Origin of the sequence: Streptomyces sp. NPDC015345 (genome assembly GCF_043078805.1) — a bacterium.
Classification (GTDB): Bacteria; Actinomycetota; Actinomycetes; order Streptomycetales; family Streptomycetaceae; genus Streptomyces.
Genome location: NZ_JBIBTX010000006.1, coordinates 153479 through 173614, shown reverse-complemented (window position 1 = coordinate 173614; position 20136 = coordinate 153479). Strand labels below are relative to the sequence as shown.

Below are 20136 nucleotides of genomic sequence, written 5' to 3'. Positions count from 1 at the left end.
CGATACGCCGCAGGAGGGACGGGGCGATCATGACCGGTCGCCTTCGTGACCGCTGGCGTCCACGATGTCGCGCTTGCCGGTGTTCTCCTTCTGGTCGAGCTGGACGACGTCCGGGTGGTGCAGGTCGAAGGCGGGGGATTCGGAGCGGATGCGGGGCAGCGTGACGAAGTTGTGCCGGGGCGGGGGGCAGGACGTGGCCCATTCCAGGGAACGGCCGAAGCCCCAGGGGTCGTCGACCTGTACGCGCTCGCCGTACTTGGCGGTCTTCCACACGTTGTAGAGGAAGGGCAGGGTGGACAGGCCGAGCAGGAAGGCGCCGATGGAGGAGACGGTGTTGAGGGCGGTGAAGCCGTCGGCGTCCAGGTAGTCGGCGTAGCGGCGGGGCATGCCCTCGGCGCCGAGCCAGTGCTGGACGAGGAAAGTGGTGTGGAAGCCGATGAACAGCGTCCAGAAGTGGATCTTCTCCAGGCGCATGTCGAGCATGGTCCCGGTCATCTTCGGCCACCAGAAGCTGAAGCCGCCGAACATCGCGAAGACGATCGTGCCGAAGAGTACGTAGTGGAAGTGGGCGACGACGAAGTAGGTGTCGGTGACGTGCCAGTCCAGGGGCGGGGAGCCGAGGATGACGCCGGTCAGGCCGCCGAAGAGGAAGGTGACCAGGAAGCCGACCGCCCACAGCATCGGCGGCTCGAAGGACAGCGAGCCCTTCCACAGGGTGCCGATCCAGTTGAAGAACTTCACCCCGGTCGGCACGGCGATCAGATAGGTCAGGAAGGAGAAGAAGGGCAGCAGTACCCCGCCGGTGGCGAACATGTGGTGTGCCCACACGGTGACGGACAGGCCGGTGATGGCGATGGTGGCGCCGACCAGTCCGATGTATCCGAAGATCGGCTTGCGGGAGAAGACGGGGAGGATCTCGGTGATCACGCCGAAGAACGGCAGCGCCAGGATGTAGACCTCGGGGTGGCCGAAGAACCAGAACAGGTGCTGCCACAGGAGGGCCCCGCCGTTCTCGGGGTTGAAGACCTGGGCGCCGAAGCGCCGGTCGGCCTCCAGGACGAGCAGCGCCGCCGCCAGGACGGGGAAGGCGAACAGCACCAGGACCGAGGTGAGCAGGACGTTCCAGGTGAAGATGGGCATCCGGAACATGGTCATGCCCGGCGCGCGCATGCAGATGATGGTGGTGGTGAAGTTGACCGCACCGAGGATGGTGCCGAAGCCGGAGAGTGCCAGGCCCATGATCCACAGGTCGCCGCCGATGTACGGGGTGCGCTCGCCGCCGCTGAGGGGCGTGTAGGCGGTCCAGCCGAAGTCGGCGGCGCCCTGGGGGGTGAGGAAGCTGCCGAGCACGATCAGCCCGCCGAAGAGGAACAGCCAGTAGGAGAGCATGTTCAGGCGGGGGAAGGCGACGTCCGGGGAGCCGATCTGGAGGGGCATGACCGCGTTGGCGAAGCCGGCGAAGGTGGGGGTGGCGAAGAGCAGCAGCATGATCGTGCCGTGCATGGTGAACGACTGGTTGTACTGCTCGGCCGAGAGGAACTGCATCCCGGGGCGGGCCAGTTCCGCCCGGATGGCCATGGCCAGTGCCCCGGCGATCAGGAAGAACGCGAACGACGTGATCAGGTACAGATGACCGATCTTCTTGTGATCGGTCGTGGTCATCCAGGAGACGACCACACGGCCCCTGCTGCGACGTCCTTCGGTCGGTACCAGCGTGACCGGATCCGCTTGAGCAGTCATCAGTTTCCTTACATCAAGAGCAAACGCCGCGATTCGGTACCAAACTCCCGTATGTGTGCGGCGTTGGCACGCTGACGCGCTGTGGAGCGCCACGGCAGATCTCACACACCCCGCTTCCCGCACCCGCGTCGCGCACCGCGGCGCGCGAGGAGTCGCCGCGAGACGGGCGCTGACCAGGTCGGACAAGAGTGGGACAAGAGCCGGGTTGTCCGGGACAGCCGATTGCTGTTGCCCCGCCCGACCCGCATCCGCAATCTGTGAGCACCCAGCACCTCAACACGCGGCACCACCAGCACGCAGCACGCAGTACCTCAGGCCAGTCGGCAAAGGAACGAGGGGGACCTTCATGCGAAATGCCCATACGTCCACAATTCGCGCCGCGGAGCCCGCACTTGGCATCCCGGCATTCGACCGACAGGAGTGCGACGCATGAGACTCCGCTCGTCCTTCGCGGCGCTCCTCCTGAGCACCACACTCGCACTCACCGCCACCACCACGGCCGGCGCGGCCACGGCGCCTCCACGGGAGGACAGCACGCAGCGTCCCGTCTTCCTCGTCAAGGGGTACACGCCCGGCCACGCGTGCGGCAGCAAGTGGGACTCCGCCGGCAAACTGTTCGACAGATCGAACTGGAAGGGGACGTTGCACCGCGTCGGCTTCTACGAAGAGGACGATGCCGGGTGCGACGTTCGTATCGACCGGGACGGAAAGGGCACCGTCGACACGTCCCTGAAGGATCTGGGCCGCGAGCTGGCGTGGAAGATCCACGACATGTACTCCTCCAAGGGGCAGACCGTCGACCTCGTCGGGCATTCCATGGGCGGGCTCATCATCCGTGCGGCGCTGGCCGGATACGCGAAGGGCGACCGGACCTGGCCGGACACGCTGTACGTGGAAGACGTCGTCACCCTGGGCGCTCCGCACAAGGCCGCCTGGCTGGGCGCCCTCTGCCTGTCCAACCTGCAATGCCAGGAGATGTACTACCCGAACGGAACCTTCCGGCGCTGGCTCGGGCCGAAGCTCCACCAGGCGGAAGGCGGAACGGACTGGACCCTCGTCAGCTCGAACGCGGACTTCTCCGTCAGCGCCGGGAACGGCGCCCCCACCGACATCGGGGCGCAGCACCTGGTGCGCTACTCGGCGCGGGCGGGCCTTGACCACACCCAGCTGCGCACCATCCGCAGGGTGGCCCCGTTCCCGCTCCGGTACACCAACAACGGTGGGGCCTGGGGAGGGCAGCGGGATGGGGCCGCGCCCCTGCGCGTCACGATGAACGCCTTGTACTGGCACAGTCGGTGGTGAACCGGCCCAGGAGCCGCGCGAGCGGGAGAGTGTGATGGGGGCGCCGTCCCGGTAGTGACCGGGGCGGCGCCCTTTGCCCGGTCAGAGCAGCAGGACGAGCGCGTAGACGAGGAAGAACGCGGCGATCAGCACCGCGAGGCCGAGGATCAGGGCCAGCGGGCCCTTCGCCCACCCCTTCGGCGGGTCGTGGGCGGGTCCGGCCCCCGACATGCCGCCCTCCGCGGGTGGGGTCTCGCCCGGTGGCGAGCTCCCGTCGGACTCACGTCCTGGGGTGTCGCGCGGCTGCGGATCCGGATCCGGGTCCGGGTGTGGGGAAGAAGTCATGTGATCCACGTTCCCACGTGCTCCCCCTTGAGCTGGAGCGACGCCCGGACGGCGCACACGGAGCGGTTGGTTGCACCCCGGACGGGCCAGTCGGCCCCGTCTCCCGGACGCGCGAGGGCAGCACCGGAGACGACATGCGGAGCCCGGCACGGTCCGCAAGCCGCCCGGGACTACCTAGCCCAACCAGGTCACATCTGCGCCCAACCCGCCCCTGGCCGGTGCGTCCGCATGGCCGGTGCGGGCCGGGCGGACGATGTTGGTGCCTGTGTGCCGTGCGGTAGTCGTGTCGGCGCCGGACGGGTACGAGAGCGAGGGAGACCGCGATGCCGGAACTGTTCATCGACGGGAAGTGGACCAGTGCCACCGGGGGCGCGCGGCGGGACGTGGTCAACCCGTTCGACGCGTCCGTCATCCAGGACGTCGACGACGCGGACGAGACCGACGTCGACCTCGCCGTACGGGCCGCCCGGCGGGCCTTCGACCGCGGCGAGTGGTCTTCGTCGCCCACCCGGGAGCGGGCTGACGTACTGCTCAGGGTGGCGCGGTTCCTCCTGCGCGACCAGGAGGAGATCGCCCGTGTCGAGACCCTCGACACCGGCAAGACGCTCGCCGAGGCGCGGATCGACGTGGAGGACGTCTCGAACGCGTTCCGCTACTTCGCGGAGATCGCCGACAAGGACGGCGGCCGGGTCGTGGACGTCGGGCCCGACGTGCTCAGCCGCGTCACCTACCACCCCATCGGGGTGTGCGCTCTCATCGCGCCGTGGAACTACCCGCTGTTGCAGGCCTCGTGGAAGGTCGCCCCGGCGCTGGCCGCGGGCAACACCTTCGTGCTCAAGCCAAGCGAGACGACACCGCTCTCCACGATCCACATGATGCGTCTGATCGCCGAGGCGGGAGCCCCGGCGGGCGTGGCGAACCTCGTGCTCGGCCCGGGCGCCACCGTCGGCGCGGCCATGTCGGCCCACCCCGACGTGGACCTGGTCTCCTTCACCGGCGGCCTGGCCACCGGACGCCACATCATGGAGGCGTGCGCGCCGGGCGTGAAGAACCTCGCGCTCGAACTGGGCGGCAAGAACCCCAACGTGGTCTTCGCCGACTGCGACTTCGAGGCCGCGGTCGACCACGCGTTGGAGGCGTCGTTCCTGCACTCGGGGCAGGTGTGCTCGGCCGGCTCCCGGCTCATCGTCGAGGACGGCCTGCACGACCGGTTCGTGGAGCGCCTTGCCGAGCGCGCGCAGGCCATCCGGCTCGGCAGCGGCCTCGACCCGGCGACCGAGAGCGGACCGCTCAGCTCGGCACAGCACCGCGAGAAGGTCGAGGGCTACCTGGACATCGCCCGCTCCGAGGGCGCCCGGCTGGTCTGCGGCGGCCGCCGCCCGGACGACGCCGAGCTGTCCCGCGGGTTCTTCCTGCTGCCCACCATCTACGCGGACTGCGACCGTTCCATGCGGATCGTGCAGGAGGAGGTCTTCGGCCCGGTCGTCACCGTGGAGCGTTTCCGGACCGAGGAGGAGGCCGTGGAGCTGGCCAACGACACCCGTTACGGTCTCGCCGGCGGCGTCTGGACGAACGACGCGAGCCGCGCCCAGCGGGTGGCGGGGCTGCTGCGGCACGGCACGGTCTGGATCAACGACTTCCACCCCTACGTGCCCCAGGCCGAGTGGGGCGGTTTCGGCCGCTCCGGTTTCGGCAGGGAGCTCGGGCCCACCGGTCTGCGCGAGTACCAGGAGGCCAAGCACATCTACCAGAACCTGCGGCCGGGCGTCTCCGGCTGGTTCAAGGGCTGAGCGGGCAGGGCGAGGGAAGGCGACGGCATGGACGACGAGACGACGACCTACGACTACCTCATCATCGGCGGCGGCACGGCGGGCTCCGTGCTGGCCGCTCGGCTGAGCGAGGACCCGGCCTGCCGTGTGTGCGTGGTGGAGGGCGGGCCGAGCGACGTCGGCGACGAGCGCATCCTGAAGCTGCGCAACTGGATCAATCTGCTCGGCTCCGAGTTCGACTACGGCTACACCACCGAGGAGCAGCCGCGCGGCAATTCGCACATCCTGCACTCCCGGGCCCGCGTACTGGGCGGCTGCTCCTCGCACAACACGCTGATCAGCTTCCTGCCGTTCCCGCAGGACCTCGACGAGTGGGTGGAGCGCGGCTGCGAGGGCTGGGGGCCGGAGACGATCCTGCCGTACCGGTCGCGGTTGCAGAACACGATCGTGCCCGTCGGCGCCGCCGACCGCAACGCGATCGCCCAGGACTTCGTCACGGCGGCGTCCACCCGCCTCGGTGTCCCGGTCATCGACGACTTCAACGCCCGGCCCTTCACCGACGGCACCGGCTTCTTCTCCCTCGCCTACGATCCGCAGACCAACACGCGTTCCTCCGCGTCGGTCGCCTACCTGCACCCCGTGATGGACCGCCCGAACCTGACGCTGCGTCTGGAGACCTGGGCGTACCGCCTGTTGCGCGACAGCGAAGGCCGTTTCACCCGCGTCCAGGTACGCAACCCCGACGGCTCCCTGTCGACGCTGGAGGCCGAGGCGGAGGTGCTGCTGTGTGCCGGGGCGATCGACACGCCTCGGCTGCTCATGCTCTCCGGCATCGGACCGGCCGACCAGCTGCGCGACCTGGGCATCGAGGTGGGCGCGGACCTGCCCGGGGTCGGCGAGAACCTCCTCGACCACCCCGAGTCGGTGATGGTGTGGGAGACCCGTGGTCCGCTGCCGCCCAACTCGGCCATGGACTCCGACGCCGGGCTCTTCCTGCGGCGCGACCCCGCGGGCGGCCCGCGTCCCGACCTGATGTTCCACTTCTACCAGGTGCCGTTCACGGTCAATACTGAGCGGCTCGGCTATCCCGTGCCCGAGCACGGCGTCTGCATGACCCCGAACGTGCCGCGTGCCCATTCGGTCGGCCGCATGTGGCTGCGCAGTGCGGACCCGGCCGACAAACCGGCCCTGGACTTCCGCTACTTCACCGATCCGGACGGGCACGACGAACGGACGATCGTCGACGGCCTGCGGATCGCCCGCGAGGTCGCCGCCGCCGAGCCGCTCAGCGACTGGCTGCTGCGGGAGGTGGCGCCGGGCCCTGAGGTGCGGTCGGACGCGGACCTGTCCGAGTACGGGCGCCGCGCCGCGCACACCGTCTACCACCCGGCGGGGACCTGCCGGATGGGCGCGGAGGACGACCCGATGGCGGTGGTCGATCCACAGCTGCGGCTGCGCGGGCACGACGGGCTGCGCATCGTGGACGCGTCCATCTTCCCCACCATGCCGACCATCAACCCCATGGTCACCGTGCTGCTCGCCGCCGAGCGCGCGGCGGATCTCATCAGCGCCCGGCCGGCCCCGCAGCCGTTGGGTACGGAAGGGTACGGCCGATGACCGTTCCCGCGACGCCGGGCGGTGCCGCGGGCACCGACCACGGGGAAGAGAAGTCGGAGTTCCGCAAGGACATGGGGCCGTGGGCGAACTTCGCCCTCGGATTCACCTACCTCTCCCCCGTGGTCAGCACGTACACGCTCTTCGGCACGGCGCTCGCCGACGGCGGCCCGCCGATGATCTGGGCCTTCGTCATGGCGGGCTGCGGGCAGTTCCTCGTCGCGCTGGTCTTCGGCGAGGTCGTCGCGCAGTACCCGGTCGCCGGCGGGGTCTACCCGTGGGCGCGGCGGCTGTGGGGCAAGCGCTGGGCCTGGATGACCGGGTGGGTCTACATGTGGGCGCTGCTCATCACGATCACCAGTGTCGCGTACGGCGCCGGGCCCTACATCGCCATCCTGCTCGGCTTCGACGCCACCGTGCACACCACCGTGCTGTGCACGATCGGGCTGATCCTCGTCGCCGTACTCATCAACTACGCCGGTACGAAGTCGCTTTCGTGGGCGGCGCTGATCGGCTTCGGCGCGGAGCTGATCGGCGCCATCGTCGTCGGCGTCATCCTCTTGGTCACGCACCGCTTCCACGGCCTCGGCGTGCTCTTCGACGACTACGGCGCCGGTGGTGACGGCTCCTACCTGCCGGTCTTCCTCGGCGCGGCGATCATCGGCTTCTACCAGTACTACGGTTTCGAGGCCTGTGGTGACGTCGCCGAGGAGGTGAAGAACCCCGGCAAGGTGATCCCCAAGGCGATGCGCCGCACGATCTACGTGGGCGGGGCGGCGGCGACGTTCACCTGCCTGACACTGCTCCTCGCCGTCGTCGACTACCAGGCGGTGATCTCGGGGAGGGACCCCGACCCGGCCGTCAGGATCCTCTTCGACGCCCTCGGCGAGGCCGGCGCGCGGATCGTGATGGCCGTCGTACTCATCTCCTTCCTGTCCTGCACGATCAGCCTCCAGGCGGCAGCCGGGAGGCTGATCTACTCGTACGCACGCGACGAGATGATCATCGGTCACCGCTTCCTGCGGAAGTTCTCGCCGACCCGTGCGGTGCCGGAGTACGCGCTGCTGGTCGCCGCGGTGATCCCGGCGCTGATCGCCGTCGGCTCGCTGATCTCGACGGACGCCCTGACCAAGATCGTGTCCTTCGCGATCCTCGGCATCTACGCCGCCTTCCAGATGGTGGTCCTTGCCGCGCTGCGAGCCCGCGTCAAGGGGTGGAAGCCGAGCGGCGAGTACCGGCTCGGCCGGTGGGGTCTGATCGTCAACATCGGGGCGCTGGTCTACGGGATCTTCGCCATCGTCACCATCGCGTGGCCCCGTACTCCGCAGGCTCCCTGGTACGACAACTGGATCGTGCTGCTCGGCGGCGGTGTCGTGGTGGCCGTGGGGCTCCTGTACATGTTCACCACGCACCACTACGGACGCAGCGACGCCCCCTCGGCGAACGCGATCCCCGACTAGGCGTATCCGCGGGTCAGACCGGCGAGCAGTCGGCCTTGTCGGTCCATCCCGCTTCGCACCGGTAGAGGGGGAAGGGGGTGGTGTAACCGTGGGCGGCGCCCAGCTTGTTGTACTCCTCCACGGAGACGCGCCGGGCCACGTAGTGGTCGGTCGCGGTGCCGGTGACGGCGTCGGAATAGGGCGGGGGCGTGCTGGTGGGCGTCGGCGTCGGCGTGTTCGTGCCGGATGGGACCGGGGTCGGCTGAGGTGAGGCGTTGTCGTCGATGCCCCAGAAGCGGACGAGGTGGTACGCGGAGCAGATGTTCACGTCCAGGATGTAGGCGGCCGCGGTACCGCACTGGGCGGGACCCGTGCCGGGGTCGACGGGCTGGCCGTGCCCCATGCCGGTGATCTGGTAGGTCTCCACGGTGCCGCCGTAGACGCGGTGGGGGTAGCCGCCGACCGTGTCCGTGGTGTCCGGTGTCTGATCGGTGCCGTTGGCGTCGGTGAACTGCTCCATGAGCTCGGTGCCGTTCATCGGTCTCACGGTCGAGTCCGTGGTGCCGTGCCAGATCGAGACCTTCGGGCGCGGCCCGGAGTACGCCGGGAAGGCCGCCCTGACCTTGGCCCCCCACTCGTCGGGACTCTTGCCGACGCCGGGGCTCATGCAGGTGAAGGCGGAGGACACCGAGTCGGCGCAGCCGTAGGGCAGCCCGGCGATCACGCCCCCGCCCGAGAAGACGTCGGGATAGGCCGCCAGCATGGCGGAGGTCATCCCGCCCCCGGCGGAGAGGCCGCTGACGTAGGCGCTAGTCGAGCCGTTGTCCCGTTTCGTGCGGTCGACCATCTGCTTGACCGACAGCGCTTCTCCGGAGTCCCGCCGGGTGTCACCCGCTTCGAACCAGTTGAAGCACGCGTTCATGTTGTTCGCCGTCTGCTGCTGCGGGAAGACGACGGAGAACTCGTACGTGTCGGCCAGCCGCATCCAGCCGGTGCCCGCCGCGTAGCCCGCGGCGTTCTGGGTGCAGCCGTGCATGGCCACGACGACGGGGCGTCCGCCGGGCAGTCCCGGGGGCGTGTAGCGGAACATGCGCAGATTGCCCGGGTTGGAGCCGAATCCCGTCACCTCTTGAGGTGTCGCGGCCGCGCGCGCCGGGCGGGACATGGCGACGACGGACAGCGCGGCGAGCAGGAGAACGGCCATGCCCGCGGCGACTCCCGTGGTGAGTACGGCGGCCGGTCGGCGCCGGGCCTCGGACCGCGACGGGTCGGCGGCGCGGCGAGCGGCTCGGCGGGCGAGCCCGCTTCCGGGTTCTGCCGCGGGTCCGGTGGGACCGGTGAGATGTGACGGCATGGCGACTCCTCGGGTGGCCTGCGGGGGGTCCCGGGCCGCTTCCGGCGTGTGGGGGCCGGAAGCGGCCCGGTGTCCGGAACCGTAGGCGGCGGTCAGGTGCGCGCGACATGGCAGCGATCACCACAGTCGGGGCAACTCCCGGTGGACTCCCGAGGGGTTGTGTCACCGGCCCGGCAGGTGCTATCGGCTCAGCCGGACGGCCACGAAGCGAGGCGGTCGGGCACGGTCAGTGGGGCCGCCGTGGCCGCACGGACGTCCGGGACCGTCACGCCGGGCGCGAGCTCGGCGAGCCGGAATCCCGCGGGTGTGACGTCGAGGACGGCGAGGTCGGTGATGACGCGCTGGACCATCCCCCGTCCGGTGAGCGGCAGGGTGCACTCCGGCACCAGCTTGGGGCTGCCGTCCCTGGCCGTGTGGTCCATGAGGACGATGACCCGGCGTGCACCGTGGACGAGGTCCATGGCGCCGCCCATGCCTTTGACCATCTTGCCCGGGATCATCCAGTTGGCGAGGTCGCCGGTGGCCGATACCTGCATGGCGCCGAGGACCGCGGTATCGATGTGGCCGCCGCGGATCATGCCGAAGGACAGCGCCGAGTCGAAGAACGAGGCGCCCGGCAGCACGGTGACGGTTTCCTTGCCCGCGTTGATCAGGTCGGCGTCGATCTCGTCCTCATCCGGGTAGGGCCCCACGCCGAGGATGCCGTTCTCCGACTGGAGCACCACCTCGACGCCGGGCGGCAGGTGGTTGGGGATCAGGGTGGGCAGGCCCATGCCGAGATTGACGTACGTACCGTCGACCAGTTCCCTGGCCGCCCGGGCGGCCATCCGCTCGCGGGTGAGGGCCATGTCAGACACCGCCTTCCCGCGCGGTCCGGACCGTGCGGCGTTCGACGCGCCGCTCGGCCGCGGGGTCGCCGGGGCGGACACGGACCACGCGCTGGACGAACACGCCGGGCAGGTGGACCTCGTCGGGGTCGAGTTCCCCGGGTTCGGCCAGGTGCTCGACCTCCGCGACGGTGATCCGGCCGGCCATCGCCGCCAGTGGATTGAAGTTGCGGGCCGAGGAACGGAAGACCAGGTTGCCGTGCCGGTCACCGATGGTGGCGCGCACCAGCGCGAAGTCGGTGGTGATGCCGTGCTCCAGCAGGTACTCGCGCCCGCCGAAGACACGGGCCTCCTTGCGCGGTGAGGCGACCAGGACGCTCCCGTCCGCCCCGTACCGCCAGGGCAGGCCGCCCTCGCCGACCTGGGTGCCGGCCCCCGCCGGGGTGTAGAAGGCGGGGATTCCGGCCCCTCCCGCGCGCAGCCGCTCGGCGAGAGTGCCCTGCGGCACCAGCTCCACCTCCAGCTCACCGCTGAGGTACTGCCGGGCGAACTCCTTGTTCTCTCCCACGTACGAGCTGGTCATCCTGGCGATCCGGCCCGCGCGCAGCAGCAGTCCCAGCCCCCAGTCATCCGCACCGCAGTTGTTGGAGACGACCGCGAGCCTTGAGGTCGTCCGGTGCAGCAGGGCCTCGATCAGCGCGCTCGGTATGCCGCACAGCCCGAAGCCGCCGACGGCGAGTGACGCCCCGTCAGGGATGTCCGCCACCGCCTCGGCCGCGTCCGCGACCGTCTTGTCCAGACCCATTCGGTCCCTCTCCATCGGGGACACCGGCCGCCTTGCTCGCCGACGGCTCGGCTCGACCGCCTTGGACCGCCGCCGCGGCCGGTGTCCGCTCGGCCAACTGGCGTCGACCCTAGGAAGGCGCCCAGACCCTGACCATGGACGTGACCCACACATCGAGGGGCGCCTGGATGGGCGTTGTCGTCGCTCCGCCTCGGGGGGCCCTGGGAGGCGGCGGGCCGTTCGGCGCCGGTCCGGCTGTCTTCAGGCCATATGGCGGGGCGCTCGAAGTGAGTCGATACAGGGCCTGTCCGGGCCGGGAGGTCAGCGTTCGTCCCGCCGCTCCGCATGGGGCCGGAACCCGTTCCGACCGCCGCGACCGTGGTGGACGCGACCATGTCGGAAGCCTGTCGCGGCCGCCTACTCTCCGCCCGTCACTGCCTTCGGAACCAGAGGTCCTGCATGCTCTCGCACCTCGTCACCATGTCACGTCCCTGTCGGCGGGCCGCTTCGGCCACGCTGCTGTCCCTGGCCGTTCTGTGCCTCGCCGTGCCGCCGTCGGCGGCCACGACCACCACCGCGTGCGCCGGGCGGCAGCGCATCGTCGTCCCTGGAGCCGCGCACCAGCGGGCTGCCTGCCTGGCGGAGCTCACCACGGCGGGGACGGTGGAATCCGGCCACACCGACCCCGCCGACTGGGCGGGACTGACCCCGAAGTCCCTCGCCACCCCCGTCGGCGCGCCCGGAATCCAGATCGACGGCTACTTCCCCGACACCTCCGCCACCAACACCAACCACGGCTGGAACCACGACTCCCAGTTCGTCATCCGCCTGCCCGACCGCTGGAACGGCGGCCTGGTCGTGGCGGGCACCCCCGGCAACCGTGAGCAGTACGCCAACGACCGGGCCATCTCCGACTGGGTTCTCTCCCGTGGCTACGCCTACGCCGCCACCGACAAGGGAAACACCGGGCCCGCCTTCCACCGCGACGGCGACCGGCCGGGTGACGCCATCGCCGAGTGGAACTCACGCCTCACCCAACTCACCCGCGCCGCCCGCGCCGTGGTCGCCCAGCGCTACCACCGCCCGCCCGCCCGGACCCTGGCGACCGGCATGTCCAACGGCGGCTACCTGGTGCGCTGGCAGCTGGAGAACCATCCCGAGCTGTACGACGGCGGCGTCGACTGGGAAGGCACCTTGTGGCGCGCCGACGGGCCGAATCTGTTCACGTTCCTGCCCCCGGCGCTGCGCCACTACCCGGTGTACGCGGCCGGCGGACCCGGCGCCGAGCGGGCGGGCCGGGCGATGCGCGCCGCCGGTTACCCGGCCGGGTCGGAGTTCCTGTGGCCCTACCACCACAAGGCGTACTGGGATCTCACGCAGCGCGTCCACCGCGAGGAACTGGATCCCGGCTTCGACGGCCCGACGGAGGCGGGCACCCCGTACTGCACCCCCGGCAGCCCGGCCTGCGACGCGGACTACGACTACGCCTCACGGCCCGCGGAAGTCCACCGTGCCGTCGGGCGGATCGCCCTGACCGGCCGCATCGGCAAGCCCATGATCACCATTCACGGCACCCTGGACGTACTGCTCCCCATCGGCCGGAGCTCCGACGTGTACGCCAGGATGGTGCGCCGGGCGGGCCGTGGCGCGCTGCACCGCTACTACCGCGTCGAGGACGGCACCCACACCGACTCCCTGGTGGACGCCTTCCCCGACCGGCTGAGGCCGCTCGTCCCCTGCCACCGCTCGGCCTTCACCGCCCTGGAGGGGTGGCTGGCCCGCTCCCACGTGCCGCCGGCCGGCCGCACCGTGCCGCGTCCGCCCGCGGCCGACGCGGCCACGCTCCTGACCACCTGTCCGCTCGGCCGCTGACGCGCCAAGGGCCGCCGTGTGTAGCGGAGTCCGCCATCTTCGGGCAGCTCATTGTGGTGGTCGCCCCCATAGGCGAGCCGACGCGGTGTCCCTACTGTTTCCGGCCATGACCAGCGAATTCACCTTCCCGCAGCCGCCGAGGCCGGCCGCCTCGCCCCACTCGGCCGCGCGCGGCGTGGACCTGTCGGGCCGCGCCGCACTGGTGACCGGCGGTGGCAGCGGCATCGGGCTGGCGTGCGCCACCGCCCTCGCGGCGGCCGGCGCCGATGTCCATGTGGTCGACGTGGACGCCGAGAAGGCCACTGCGGTCGCCGACGCCATCGGAGGAAAGGCGCACATCGCCGACCTGGCCGATCCCGCCGTGATCGACACCCTGCCCGAGGACATCGACCTCCTCGTCAACAACGCCGGACTCCAGCACGTCGCTCCGCTCCCCGAATTCCCGCCGGAGCGCTTCGCCCTCATGCAGCAGGTGATGGTCACCGCCCCCTTCCTGCTGATCCGCCGCGTGCTGCCACACATGTACGCCGGCGGATGGGGCCGGGTCATCAACATCTCCAGCGTCCACGGACTGCGTGCCAGCGCCTACAAATCCGCCTACGTCACGGCCAAGCACGCCCTGGAGGGTCTGAGCAAGGTCACCGCCATCGAGGGCGCCCCGCACGGTGTCACCAGCAACTGCGTGAACCCCGGCTATGTCCACACCCCTCTGGTGGAGAGCCAGATCCATGACCAGGCCGCGGCCCACGGCATCAGCGCCGGCGACGTCCTCTCCGACGTCCTGCTCTCACGCGCCCCGGTCAAGCGGCTCCTGGAGGCCGAAGAGGTCGCCGCCGCCGCGCTGTGGCTGTGCGGACCGCACACCAGCTACATCACCGGCGCCTCCCTGCCCCTGGACGGCGGCTGGGGAGCGAACTGAGCCCCGGGCGCTCCTCTTCCCTCGCCCCGCACACCCCTCCCCGCACGTCCGTTCCTCGCCCAGCGCTCCCGTCCCCGCACACGAAACTCCCGTCCCCGCACACGAAACTGGTGACACATGTCCGAGACACCGGCCACCGCTCCAGCCGCTTCCGGCCGCTCCACCGGGATCGCCCGCATCGTCAGCGCGAGCCTCATCGGCACCACCATCGAGTGGTACGACTTCTTCCTCTACGGGTCCGCCGCCGCACTGGTGTTCAACACCCTCTTCTTCCCGACCGCCGACCCGCTCGTGGGCACCCTGATCGCCTTCATCACATACGCGATCGGCTTCGCCGCCAGGCCGCTGGGCGGTGTGGTCTTCGGGCACTTCGGCGACAAGGTCGGCCGCAAGAAGCTGCTCGTCATCAGCCTGCTCATGATGGGCGGCGCCACCTTCGCCATGGGTCTGCTGCCCACATACGAAACGCTCGGCGTGGGCGCGCCGATCCTGCTCACCGTGCTGCGCCTCGTCCAGGGCTTCGCGCTGGGCGGCGAATGGGGCGGCGCGGTACTCATCGTCTCCGAGCACGGCGGCGACAAGCAGCGTGGCTTCTGGGCGTCGTGGCCGCAGGCCGGAGCCCCGGGCGGCAACCTCCTGGCCACCGGTGTCCTCGCCCTGCTCGCCGCCGTGCAGTCGGAGGAGGCGTTCATGTCATGGGGCTGGCGCGTGCCGTTCCTGCTCTCCGGCGTCCTGGTGCTGCTCGGCCTGTGGATCCGCGTCTCCGTCTCCGAGTCCCCCGTCTTCCTCGCCGCCCAGGCCAAGACCAAAGCCGACGCCGCCCGCGGCGTCAAGGAGGAGGCCCCGGTGATCGAGGTGTTCCGCCGCAGCTGGAGGGAGGTCCTCACCGCCATCGGCACCCGGTTCGGCGAGAACATCTCCTACTACGTCCTCACCGCCTTCCTCCTCGTCTACGTCACCAACCACCTCGAACTGCCCAAGAGCACCGCGCTGAACGCCGTACTGATCGCCTCTGCGGTCCACTTCGTCACCATCCCCCTGTGGGGCGCGCTCTCCGATCGCGTCGGCCGCAGGCCGGTCACCCTGATCGGCTCGGTCGGCATGGCGCTGTGGGCCTTCGCCTTCTTCGCCCTGCTCGACTCCAAGTCATTCGCCGTGATCACCCTCGCGGTGACGGTCGGCCTGCTGCTGCACGGCGCCATGTACGGCCCGCAGGCCGCCTTCATCTCGGAGATGTTCGACACCAGGGTCCGGTACTCCGGCGCGTCGATGGGCTCCCAGCTCGCCTCGATCATCGCCGGCGCGCTGGCCCCGATCATCGCCGTCGAACTCCTCAAGGAGTACGACTCCGCCACCCCCGTCGCCCTGTACTTGTGCCTTGCCGCGCTCGTCACCACGGTGACGGTCGCCCTCGCCAGGGAGACCCGCGGCCGGGACCTCACCGCCACCCTGGCGGCCGGCTCCTCCGACCAGGCGCGCGGGCCAGAGCCGGCGGCCGTCGGCAGGGACACCGTGTGAGCCGAGACGCCGCCGTGAACGACCCGACGCACCGCGCAGCGGCACACGGCACGATCGCGGCCCTCGGGCGGCTGCTGACCATGCTGGCCTCCGGAGCGCCCGCCGAGCAGTTCACCCGCCCGTCGGCCGACGCGTCCACCGAGCACCTCTCGCCCGCGGAGCGGTCCCTCCTGGAGGAAGCCACCCGAGCCGCGCTTGAGATCCGGCGGACCCTCGACCAGCACCGCAGACGGGAGGCCGAACTGGCCGCGCTCTTCGACACCGCGAGCGACCTCGCCGCACTGCGTGACCTGGACGCGGTCCTGCGCGCCATCGTCCACCGGGCCAGGACACTGCTCGGCACCGACATCGCCTATCTGTCCCTCAACGACCCCGTCGCCAAGGACACCTTCATGCGGGTCACCGACGGCTCCGTCTCCGCCCGCTTCCAGCAACTGCGGCTCGGCATGGGCGAGGGCCTCGGCGGCCTTGTCGCCCAGACCGCCCGCCCGTACGCCAGCGCCGACTACCGCACGGACTCCCGCTTCACCCACACGCGCCCCATCGACGAAGCGGTCTGGGAGGAGGGACTGCGCGGCATCCTCGGGGTCCCTCTCCGTGTCGGGAAACGCGTCATCGGCGTGCTCTTCGCCGCGGACCGCACCACGCGGGACTTCCCCCCGGACGCCATCGCGCTGCTCACCTCGCTCGCCGACCACGCGGCGGTCGCCATCGACAGCGCCCGCCTGCTGGAGGAGACCCGTTCCGCCCTCGTGGAACTCAACACGGCCAACGAGACCGCCCGTGCCCACAGCACGGCCCTCCGGCGTGCCGCCGACGCCCACGACCGCCTCACCGACCTGGTGCTGCGCGGCGGGAGCGTCGACGACCTGGTGCGCGAGATCGCCGCCCTGCTCGGCGGCGGCCTCGCCCTCCACGACTCGGACGGCACCGAAATGGCCCGGGCAGGCACCGGCCCCCTCGCCCCGTCACCCCAGGGCGTCGCCGCCTCCCGCGCCGGTGGCCACGCCGTCCCGGTGGACGGCACCTGGGTATGCGCCGTACTGGCCGGCTCCGAACTCCTCGGCAGCATCGTCCTGACCGGACGCGCGGACCTGGCCGACGCCGACCGGCGCCTGTTCGAACGCGCCGCCCTGGTCGCCGCTCTGCTGTTGCTGCTGCGCCGTACCGTCGCCGAGGCGGAGGACCGCGTCCGCGGGGAGCTCCTCGACGATCTGCTCACCTTCGACCGGCACGACGGCCGCCACGACACCGGAAGCCTCACCATCCGCGCCCGCAAGCTCGGCCTCAATCTCTCCCGGCCCTACGCCGTGCTCGCCCTGGACGCCGACACCGAACCGCGTGCCCAGCTGTTCGCGGAAGCCGTGCGCCGGGCCCGCTCGCTGGGCGGGCTCGCGGGAGTCCGTGACGGTCACGTCGTCCTCCTCGTACCGTCGTCGGAGCCCGGCGCGCTCGCCGCGGAGCTGGCCAGGGACCTCGGGCAGGCGGCCGGGGCGCCGGTCACCGTGGGATCCGCCGGGCCGTCCACCGGGCCGGGGCAGCTCCCGGGCACGTACGCCGAAGCCCGACGCTGTCTCGACGCCCTGCACGCACTCGGCCGCACCGGGGACGGCGCCGACATCGCCGGGCTGGGTTTCCTCGGCGTCCTGCTCGGCGACCGGTCGGACCTCAACGGCTTCGTGGAGCGTTTCCTCGGCCCCGTGCTCGCCTACGACCGGCAGCGCGGCACCGAGCTGGCCCATACCCTCGACACCTACTACACCTACGGCGCAAGCCTGTCGAAGGCCAAGGACGCCCTCCACGTGCACGTCAACACCGTGGTGCAGCGGCTGGACCGGGTGGCACAGCTTCTGGGCCCCGACTGGAACAGCCCCACCAGGGCCCTCGAACTGCAACTCGCCCTGCGGCTGCACCGCCTGAGCAGCCACGGCCACTGACGGTGCCCGGCGGTATCAGCGCCGCTCGAAGACGGCGACCGTACGCGCGGGGACGCTGAAGGTGCCGGACTTCCGCTCGTACGAAGCCTGCCTGACGGTGGTGTCCGCGCCCTCGGCCTGTACGGGATGCAGCCGGTACGCGGTGTCCGCGAGGGCCGGCACCCGCTGGGTCCGGATGTCCGGGGTCGCGTTGAAGACGACCACGAGGTCACCGAGGCGCATCGTGACGACGCCGGGTGTCTCCGCCGTGGTGCCCGAGAGCGGGAAGGAGAGCCGGGACTGGACCTCGGCGGCCGTCTTGAGGGAGAAGGCGGGCTCGGTCGCGCGCAGCCGGACCAGGTCGCGGTACGCGGCGGACGCTCCGTCGATCTCCCGGCAGCCGGGGGTCAGGGCGGAGGAGCCCAGGAGGGGCTTGGCGAAGGTCCACTTGTCCTTGTTGTCGGCGGCCGGCGGCAGCCCGCGGCCGAAGCCGTTGCCGTCCCGGCAGCTCCAGTGGATGGCGTTGAACCAGTCACCGCTGTCGTAGGAGTTCCGGTCCAGGGACTTCGAGCGCAGCAGGTCGCTGCCGGCCTGGGAGAGCGACGGGCCCTGGGCCAGGGTCGCGGTCGCCATCGCGAGCACCTGCATGCGGGCCCGGTCGGCCGGCTTCGTGTCCGCGGGGAGCTTGAAGGCGAGGGCGTCGTACAGCGATTCGTTGTCGTGGGCGTCGGCGTAGGAGAGGGCGTCGCCGGGCGCCGCCGCGTATCCGGCGGGGGCGCCGTTGTAGTCGACCTGCGAGCCCTTGACCCGGCGGCCGGCGGAGTCGGTGAAGGTGTACGAGGCGAGGTTGCCGGTCAGGCCCACCTTCAGCAGGTCCTGGTAGTGCAGGAGCCGGGCCTTCTGCTCGGCGGACGTGCCGTTGGACTCGGAGGAGTTGGGGTCGGTGTAGAGGCCGCTGGCGAAGCCCTGGACGCCGGGGTCCCCGTCGAAGGGGCCGCCGCCGCGGACCGCGTCGCGGGCCCGGTCGGAGAAGGTGGCGACGCCGGTGCCGGCCATGTTCTTCTGGGTGGCCTGGACGAAGCGGGCGTCGTCGGCGACCTCGCCGAAGTTCCAGCCCTCTCCGTAGAGGATGATCTTCTTTCCGTCGACGCCGTCCTTGCCGGGCGTCAGCGCGTCGAGGGCCTTCCTGACGGCGAGGATGTTGGCCTTGGGGTGGTGGCCCATCAGGTCGAAGCGGAAGCCGTCGATCTTGTACTCCTTGGCCCAGGTGACCAGGGAGTCGACGACGAGTCTGCCCATCATGGCGTTCTCGGGCGCGGTGTTGGCGCAGCACGTCGAGGTGGCGACCGTGCCATCGGCGAGCAGCCGCTGGTAGTAGCCGGGCACGATCTTGTCGAGGACGGACTTGTCGGCCTGTCCGCTCGCGACGGTGTGGTTGTAGACGACGTCCATCACGGTGCGCAGGCCCGCTCCGTTCAGGCCCTGGACCATCTGCCGGAACTCGACCGTGCGCCGGGTCCCGTCCGGGTCGCTCGCGTAGCTGCCCTCCGGCACGGTGTAGTGCACCGGGTCGTAGCCCCAGTTGTAACCGTCTTTGGCGGCGGTCTCGGCGACGCACGCCTGCTGCTCGTCGGAGTCCGCGGCGAACGCCTCCAGGTCGCAGTCGGGCCTGCTCCGGGCACCGGCGCGCTCGGGGACCGTGCCGAAGTCGAAGGCGGGCAGCAGGTGTACGTACGACGTACCGGCCCTGGCGAGCTTCCGCAGGTGCTTCATGCCGTCGGACGCCGTGTCCGTGAACGCGCGGTACTCGCCGGGGTGGCGGGAGGTGCGGTCCGCCACGGAGAAGTCGCGGATGTGCAGCTCCTGAATCTGCGCGTCCCGCAGCGGCGTCGCCTTCGGCTTCCTCAGCCGCTCCCAGCCCGCGGGGGCGAGCTTCGGGTCGCCGAGGTCGACGGCGAGGCTGCGGGCGGAGTCGGCGGTGAGGGCGGTGGAGTAGGGGTCGGTCACCTTGTTGGTGACGACTTTCTGGACGCTGGGCGCCCATACCTTCACCGCGTACCGGTACGACGTGCCCGCCCAGGCCTTGGGGCCGCTGACGGACCACACGCCGCTGGCGTCGTCGCGCCGCATGGGCACGGTTTCGCCGCCCAGTTCGAGTGCGACGGACTGGGCGGTGGGCGCCCAGACGGCGAGCGAGGTGCGGCCGTGGTGGAACCGCGGGCCGAGGTCGGCCTTGGTCGCGGCCGCGCTGTAGAGGTCGTCGAGGACACCCTGCGTCTGGACGCCGGTGGCGGTGAGGGGCTTGCCGTCGGCGTCCTTGCGGACCGCGATGACCTGGCCGGTGAGGGCACGGCGTACCTGATCGCGGTCGCGCGGGTCGACGGTGAAGGCCGCGTAGTCCTTCAAGTGCGGGTACTTCTCGCGCTGGGCGTCGGTGAGGCCTCCCTCGGCCTGGCTCAGGCGTATGTGGCGTCCCGCGCCGGAGAGCCGCCCGTCCCGAGCGGTGAGCCGCCCGTCGGGCGCGTACACCACTTCGTGGGTCGTGGCGGCGGCGTCCGGGAGGTCCCAGGCGACGGTGTCCCGGTCGATCCACTGGGCTCTGGCCTTGGTCAGGTCGAGCTCGTCGGCCGCTTCAGCGGTGGCCGGGGTACTGGGCGTGGCGGCGGCGGAGGAGGTCAACGGCGCGACGGCGGCGAGCAGGGCGAGGGCGGTGGTGACCAGGGTGCGGCGGCGGGAGCCGGTCAAGAGGGCTTCTCCT

The 20136-nt window shown here is 70.9% G+C and carries 14 protein-coding genes; 8 read left to right on the top strand and 6 right to left on the bottom strand.

Annotation, left to right across the window (positions count from 1 at the left end; all coding sequences use genetic code 11):
• Positions 1-27 precede the first annotated feature (27 nt).
• Positions 28-1662 (bottom strand): cytochrome c oxidase subunit I, encoded by a 1635-nt coding sequence (gene ctaD / locus ACF062_RS25030; protein ID WP_392142012.1) that lies wholly within the window; start codon positions 1660-1662, stop codon positions 28-30.
• 507 nt (positions 1663-2169) lie between these two features.
• Here ctaD and ACF062_RS25025 point away from each other — a divergent pair.
• Entirely contained in the window at positions 2170-3042 is an 873-nt protein-coding gene (locus ACF062_RS25025; RefSeq protein WP_392141384.1) for an esterase/lipase family protein, read from the top strand.
• A gap of 81 nt (positions 3043-3123) precedes the next feature.
• On the opposite strand, the gene ACF062_RS25020 is transcribed toward ACF062_RS25025, so the two are convergent.
• Positions 3124-3366 (bottom strand): DUF6480 family protein, encoded by a 243-nt coding sequence (locus ACF062_RS25020; RefSeq protein WP_356572825.1) that lies wholly within the window; start codon positions 3364-3366, stop codon positions 3124-3126.
• A gap of 323 nt (positions 3367-3689) precedes the next feature.
• On the opposite strand from ACF062_RS25020, the gene ACF062_RS25015 reads away from it, so the two are divergent.
• The 3 genes from ACF062_RS25015 to ACF062_RS25005 are packed head-to-tail and all read left to right on the top strand — an operon-like array spanning position 3690 to position 8209.
• On the top strand, positions 3690-5156 hold the full coding sequence (locus ACF062_RS25015; protein WP_392141382.1) for an aldehyde dehydrogenase family protein: 1467 nt from the start codon (positions 3690-3692) through the stop codon (positions 5154-5156).
• Between the two features lie 27 nt (positions 5157-5183).
• On the top strand, positions 5184-6752 hold the full coding sequence (locus tag ACF062_RS25010) for a GMC family oxidoreductase (RefSeq protein ID WP_392141381.1): 1569 nt from the start codon (positions 5184-5186) through the stop codon (positions 6750-6752).
• Entirely contained in the window at positions 6749-8209 is a 1461-nt protein-coding gene (locus ACF062_RS25005) for an APC family permease (protein WP_392141379.1), read from the top strand. Before ACF062_RS25010 ends, ACF062_RS25005 begins: the two co-directional genes overlap by 4 nt.
• A gap of 13 nt (positions 8210-8222) precedes the next feature.
• Here the strand turns inward: ACF062_RS25005 and ACF062_RS25000 are convergent, their stop codons facing one another.
• The 3 genes from ACF062_RS25000 to ACF062_RS24990 form a co-directional block, all read right to left on the bottom strand.
• Positions 8223-9542, bottom strand: coding sequence for an alpha/beta hydrolase family esterase (locus ACF062_RS25000; RefSeq protein ID WP_392141377.1), 1320 nt, complete (start codon positions 9540-9542; stop codon positions 8223-8225).
• Between the two features lie 188 nt (positions 9543-9730).
• Positions 9731-10390, bottom strand: a complete 660-nt coding sequence (locus tag ACF062_RS24995) for a 3-oxoacid CoA-transferase subunit B (RefSeq protein WP_392141375.1) — start codon at positions 10388-10390, stop codon at positions 9731-9733.
• A gap of 1 nt (position 10391) precedes the next feature.
• Positions 10392-11174 carry a CoA transferase subunit A gene (locus ACF062_RS24990; protein WP_392141374.1) on the bottom strand — a complete coding sequence of 261 codons (783 nt, stop codon included), beginning with the start codon at positions 11172-11174 and terminating at the stop codon, positions 10392-10394.
• Positions 11175-11633: 459 nt separating this feature from the next.
• Between ACF062_RS24990 and ACF062_RS24985 the strand changes: the two genes are divergently transcribed.
• From ACF062_RS24985 to ACF062_RS24970, 4 genes are all read left to right on the top strand, one after another.
• Positions 11634-13025, top strand: coding sequence for a 3-hydroxybutyrate oligomer hydrolase family protein (locus ACF062_RS24985; RefSeq protein WP_392141372.1), 1392 nt, complete (start codon positions 11634-11636; stop codon positions 13023-13025).
• A 106-nt stretch (positions 13026-13131) separates the two neighbouring features.
• Complete coding sequence (locus tag ACF062_RS24980) at positions 13132-13944, top strand: 3-hydroxybutyrate dehydrogenase (RefSeq protein WP_392141370.1); 813 nt, start codon at positions 13132-13134, stop codon at positions 13942-13944.
• 117 nt (positions 13945-14061) lie between these two features.
• Positions 14062-15462: an MFS transporter gene (locus tag ACF062_RS24975; RefSeq protein WP_392141369.1), complete on the top strand. Its 1401-nt coding sequence runs from the start codon at positions 14062-14064 to the stop codon at positions 15460-15462.
• Between the two features lie 80 nt (positions 15463-15542).
• Positions 15543-17399, top strand: coding sequence for a helix-turn-helix domain-containing protein (locus ACF062_RS24970; RefSeq protein WP_392142010.1), 1857 nt, complete (start codon positions 15543-15545; stop codon positions 17397-17399).
• A 15-nt stretch (positions 17400-17414) separates the two neighbouring features.
• On the opposite strand, the gene pulA is transcribed toward ACF062_RS24970, so the two are convergent.
• The gene (gene pulA, locus ACF062_RS24965) at positions 17415-20123 is read right to left on the bottom strand and encodes a pullulanase-type alpha-1,6-glucosidase (protein ID WP_392141367.1); all 2709 of its coding nucleotides are present in this window, start codon (positions 20121-20123) and stop codon (positions 17415-17417) included.
• Positions 20124-20136: the final 13 nt, after the last annotated feature.